The sequence below is a fragment of the Candidatus Cloacimonadota bacterium genome (genome assembly GCA_011372345.1).
Classification (GTDB): Bacteria; Cloacimonadota; Cloacimonadia; order Cloacimonadales; family TCS61; genus DRTC01.
The window spans coordinates 1-2,736 of the sequence record DRTC01000253.1 but is presented as its reverse complement, the minus strand read 5'-3'; the positions used below and the strand labels follow the sequence as shown (position 1 = coordinate 2,736).

The window sequence follows — 2,736 nt, the reverse complement described above, 5'->3', positions numbered from 1 at the left end:
CTCTTATTCAGTTTATTTCAGTTTTGTCAGTTTAATTCAATGAATATAATGCGTGAAGTTAGTTTATTCGCTTGTCAGACGTATTTTTAACGATGACTGTTGGATAAAAAAATAAAATAGGAGGTTCTATGGTAGGAATTATCGGTTACGGATCGTATATACCGAAATACCGGATCAAAGCAGAACAGATCGCCCATCAATGGGGTAAAGATGCAGTTTCGATCAAGCGAGGATTGATGCTGCAGGAAAAATCTGTTCCGGGTTTAGATGAAGATACGATCACCATTTCGGTGGCAGCAGCGAAAAATGCTCTCAAACGCTGCAATATCGATCCACAGGAAATCGGGGCGCTTTATATCGGTTCCGAATCACATCCTTATGCAGTTAAACCATCCGGAGCAACTGTCGGAGAAGCACTTGGCATTGTTCCTGATTTTCACACTGCTGATCTTGAATTTGCGTGTAAAGCAGGTTCGGAAGGGATGTTCATTGCTCAAGCTTTAGTTAAGGCAGGAGAAGTAAAATATGCAATGGCGATCGGAGCAGATACATCGCAAGGAGCGCCAGCAGATGCATTGGAGTTTTCTGCTTCAGCAGGAGGTTCGGCATTTATTTTCGGAAAGGAAGAAATTCTCGCTGAATTGTTATTCACTCATTCTTACACGACAGACACACCGGATTTCTGGCGACGAGAAGGTGCTTTCTATCCTCATCATGGAGGAAGATTTACGGGGGAACCTGCATATTTCAAGCATGTTCAGGGAGCAGCAAACGCCATTTTAAAAAAAAGCGGATACAAACCTTCAGATTTTAAATATGCGATTTTCCACATGCCTAATGGAAAATTTCCCTTAACTGTTGGGAAGAAACTCGGTTTTACAGATGAGCAGATGAAACCCGGTTGGGTTGTAAATCTAATGGGAAATACTTATTCCGGTTCATCACCGACAGGTCTATCCGCAACTCTCGATGTAGCCGAATCCGGAGATTTGATCTTTATGGTTTCATTTGGTTCAGGTGCCGGAAGTGATGCTTTTATTTTTAAAGCGACAGATAAAATCGTTGCTGTCCAGGATAAAGCTGAAAAGGTTCGGGAAAGACTAACAGATAATCCGATCTATCTCGATTATGGACAATATGCAAAATTCCGGGAAAAGATCATCATGAACGAGTAAACCACCAAGGCACAAAGACACAAAGAAAACACAAAGAGAAATGAATTTGCTGATTTATTGATTTAGAGATTTGGAGATTAAATTTTGAACTCCTTAAATCGTCATACAAGCATAAACTCTATTTCAGGTTAATCAACAGATTTATAAATCTTTTTTCTTTGCGACTTTGCGGCGGATATTGGAAATTATGAAAACAAAGCACGGATGTTCAAAGAAGGTTTTAAACAATAAATTCTTCTTCCTTTATGCCTTCGTGACTTTGCGGTAAAAATTTTTAGGAGGAAATTAAATGAGAGATGTATATGTAATTGGTTGTGGAATGACGAAATTCGGTGAAATCTGGGAATCATCTTTTCGCGATCTATTTGTAGAAGCAGGATTAAAAGCGATCAAAGATGCTGGAGTCGATCATCTGGATTCAATGTATGTCGGAACCATGACATCAGGTCTTTTTGTAGGGCAGGAACATGTTAGTGCATTAATGGCAGATTATCTGGGAGTTGCTCCAATTCCGGCAGTTCGACTTGAATCTGCTTGTTGTTCCGGGGGAATGGCTGTGAGAATGGGATTCCTCGATATTGCATCCGGAAATTCAGATATTGTTCTTGCTGGTGGAGTTGAGAAAATGAATGACGGAGCAGATGTAACTTATGCTCTTTCAACAGCAGCTGATCAGGAATATGAATGTTTTCATGGTATTACTTTTCCGGGATTATATGCAATGATAGCCCGTGCTCACATGCACAAATTCGGAACAACCAGAGATCAACTCGCTCAAGTATCTGTGAAAAATCATTTCAACGGTTCAATGAATCCAAATGCTCAATTTCAACGAAAAGTGAATCTTGAGCAAGTTAAGAATGCTGTTCTGGTTGCTGATCCGTTGACAGTTATGGATAGTTCTCCGGTTTCTGATGGTGGTGCTTGCGTCATTTTAGCTTCTGAAGAAGTTGCAAAAAAATTAAAGAGACCGATGATCAAAATAATCGGTTCCGGAGCAGCAACAGATTCATTAGCTTTAGATCAGCGAGAAGACATTACAACTTTAAATGCAGTTAAAGTTTCGGGAGAACGAGCCTTTAAAATGGCAGGATTAAAACCTTCCGATATCGATCTGGCAGAAGTTCATGATTGCTTTACTATTGCGGAGATCTGTATTCTCGAAGAACTCGGTTTTACTGAAAAAGGAAATGGCGGAAAATTCACCGAACAAGGTCATACAGCACTAACTGGAAAAATACCGATCAATACTTCCGGTGGTTTGAAATCCAAAGGTCATCCTGTTGGTGCGACAGGAGTTGCACAAGTCGTTGAAATCTATGAACAATTGACCGGAAAATCGGGTGAGAGACAGATCAAGAATGCGAAAATCGGTTTAGCTCAAAATATGGGCGGATCGGGTGCTTCTTCGGTTACTCATATATTGAAAAAACTAAATGACTAAAAAAAACTAAAATGCTAAAAATCTAAAATACTAAAAATCTAAAAAAAAGAGAATGAGTAAGAAACTTGAAAAGAAATACAGTATCAGTAAAGAACTTCGAGAAAGAACATATCAATT

Annotated in this window: 2 protein-coding genes; both read left to right on the top strand. The window is 39.4% G+C overall.

Annotation, left to right across the window (positions count from 1 at the left end):
* The first annotated feature begins 128 nt into the window (after positions 1-128).
* Positions 129-1,175: a hydroxymethylglutaryl-CoA synthase gene (locus tag ENL20_04810; protein HHE37876.1), complete on the top strand. Its 1,047-nt coding sequence runs from the start codon at positions 129-131 to the stop codon at positions 1,173-1,175.
* A gap of 289 nt (positions 1,176-1,464) precedes the next feature.
* Complete coding sequence (locus ENL20_04805; protein ID HHE37875.1) at positions 1,465-2,619, top strand: thiolase domain-containing protein; 1,155 nt, start codon at positions 1,465-1,467, stop codon at positions 2,617-2,619.
* Positions 2,620-2,736 lie beyond the last annotated feature (117 nt).